The sequence below is a fragment of the Vibrio sp. 10N.222.46.A1 genome (assembly GCF_041473595.1).
In the GTDB taxonomy this organism is placed as follows: Bacteria; Pseudomonadota; Gammaproteobacteria; order Enterobacterales; family Vibrionaceae; genus Vibrio; species Vibrio tasmaniensis_A.
Genome location: NZ_JBFRSN010000730.1, coordinates 1 through 1,832 on the forward strand (window position 1 = coordinate 1; position 1,832 = coordinate 1,832).

Genomic DNA, 1,832 nt, shown 5'->3' on the forward strand with positions numbered 1-1,832 from the left:
GCCACCACTCCTAAGGCTCAGTAGAACACTACCGAGCCTCATCATTAGACTTTACTTCTACTTTGCATAATTCGAAGGAAACAGTGCTCGTTTCGCTTCTTCATCACGTTCGGTTTTAAATTCAACGTCTTTGCCGATTTCGCGAGCACGCAGTGCCGCTGGGCGAGTGTTGATTGCGTTAAACCAGCGCTTCAAATTCGGGTAAGGTTCTAGGCCTTCTTCACCAAGCACGAAAGGTGCTTTATCAATCCAACCCCATGCAGCGACATCGACAATGGTGTACTCATTTCCGACGATAAATTCACGACCTTCCATATGCTTTTCTAACACTTCGTAATGACGTTGTGCTTCACGTAGGTAACGGTTCACAGCGTAGTCTAGGCCTGCTGGCGCTGCATGACGGAAGTGTACCGATTGGCCAGAGTATGGACCAAGGCCGCTCGCGATAAACATCATCCAAGAGAGCAGTTCTGCTCTGTCTTCTGGCTGACCAGCTAGCTTGCCTGTTTTCTCAGATAGGTACAGCAGGATGGCGTTAGAGTCGAATACACGTTGTCCTTCGTCTTCAATCGCGGGCGTTTTGCCGTTTGGATTGATCAAACGATATTCCGGTGTGTGTTGCTCGCCTTTTAAGGTATCGACAGGAACAAGTTCAAAATCTAGGCCTGTCTCTTCTAGAAACAGAGCGATCTTCATTGGGTTGGGTGTTTGGTGAAAATAGAACTTAAGCATGGGGTAACTCCTTGTATTGGTGATTCATTAAAGCATCACTTGAACGATCGTTCAATAAATGATTTTTGAATTTTCTGTGAATTGACTGATTTGATATCACACTCTGTACCTTTTGAACTTGGCTGTGTAAACGTGAATTAGCGTCGACTTGTAGAGAGATAGCATTTTAAGCTGCTGAAATAATGAACATAAAATGCACATTTAAGTTTGATGTTGAGCTTCGAAACTTACGAATTTAGATGGAATAGGCAGGTGGGATTCGAAGTTAAATATTCCAAAGTAATTAAAGGAGCTCCTCATAACTCGAAGCTATCTGGATATTTGAGCTTACTCTGGCACATAAAATCGTGATCTGCAGCCACACCTTATGCAACAAATGAATATTAACCTCGGAGATTCTGGTGTGGTTCACGGTTTTTTAATCTTAGGGACTTACATTGGTGAACAAATCTGATGTGAACACTTAACGACACAGGATCTTTCCATGAAAAAGAACATTATCGCCCTCGCTCTTGGTGGCATGCTAGCCTTTGGCGCAACACCTTATTCTTTTGCTGCTAACGATGGTGCTGTACAGGCTTCTGCGGACTACGCGCAGTTGGTGACTAAGCGACAAGTTGTCGACCAACTACTTCTTGATGCGTTGCAGGCATTTAAGTCTCCGGCAAGAATTTCTCACGCGGGCTTCACGGCTAAAATGCCAAGCAACATGGAAATTGTGACCAACCGATTGTTAGAAGCGTACCAGTTAGAACCTTACCGTACTGACCTGCTGATCTCGGCAGCGAACGCTCAGATCTACAACAAGAATGCAGAGCGAGCAATTGAGTTGTTTGAGCAAGCATTGACGGTTGCGCCAGACGATGTCGACTTGCATGCGTATCTTGCGGTTTGGCAAAGATTTGAAGGCAATGACAGTGAATCCAACAAGCACATGGAGAAACTGGAAAGCCTGAACAAGGGCAAAGCAGAAGACATCAAACGTATTTTTGCAACGGTCGACCGCGTGTTAGAAACACCGTTGAAAGAGTCGGCGGAGAAAGGTTTATTGGATGAGCACGGTGCCATCGTCACTTTGGGTTACGCGCTTAACCCTGATG

Annotated in this window: 2 protein-coding genes; one reads left to right on the top strand and one right to left on the bottom strand. The window is 45.2% G+C overall.

Going from position 1 to position 1,832, the window contains the following annotated elements; genetic code table 11:
* Positions 1 to 57 precede the first annotated feature (57 nt).
* Complete coding sequence (locus AB4496_RS19240; RefSeq protein ID WP_102257583.1) at positions 58 to 732, bottom strand: glutathione S-transferase family protein; 675 nt, start codon at positions 730 to 732, stop codon at positions 58 to 60.
* A 484-nt stretch (positions 733 to 1,216) separates the two neighbouring features.
* On the opposite strand from AB4496_RS19240, the gene AB4496_RS19245 reads away from it, so the two are divergent.
* The coding region (locus AB4496_RS19245; protein WP_372131650.1) for a tetratricopeptide repeat protein at positions 1,217 to 1,832 on the top strand (616 nt) is incomplete at its 3' end.